Here is a 425-nt window from a genome sequence, read left to right as displayed (position 1 = left end):
GAATGAATTCCCCCGCGGCGCAGTGCGCCGCGCCCGTTCTTTTTCTGGTCACCGGCCATTTTCGGACCAGCGCCTAGCCAGCACGTCGCCAGGGCATTGCGGCGGGACGCCATCATGGAAAGACAGCACGCCCTCACAGGTCGCGCTGCCGCCGGGCCGTTTCACGTCCCGTCGCCCCGTGGACACGGCAGTCCGACAAAAAGAAGAAGGGGTCCAGGGGAATTCATTCCCCTGGCCTGCCCGAATTCTTCTCTTACATCCCGCCGATATAATTAGGCCCGCCGGCACCTTCCGGCGTGCACCAGTCGATGTTCTGCGTCGGGTCCTTGATGTCGCAGGTCTTGCAGTGCACGCAGTTCTGCGCGTTGATCACCAGGCGCGGCGCGCCTTCCTCGACGCCAACCGCCTCATAGACCCCTGCCGGG

The 425-nt window shown here is 64.2% G+C and carries 1 protein-coding gene; it reads right to left on the bottom strand.

The window, feature by feature from the left end:
• Positions 1 to 253: 253 nt before the first annotated feature.
• Positions 254 to 425: 4Fe-4S dicluster domain-containing protein (locus tag BKE38_RS29700; protein ID WP_207553738.1), on the bottom strand; the 172-nt coding region annotated here is incomplete at its 5' end.

The sequence above is a fragment of the Teichococcus deserti genome (assembly GCF_001982615.1).
In the GTDB taxonomy this organism is placed as follows: Bacteria; Pseudomonadota; Alphaproteobacteria; order Acetobacterales; family Acetobacteraceae; genus Pseudoroseomonas; species Pseudoroseomonas deserti.
The sequence above is the reverse complement of the archived record's forward strand: the minus strand, read 5'-3'. Positions and strand labels throughout refer to the sequence as shown.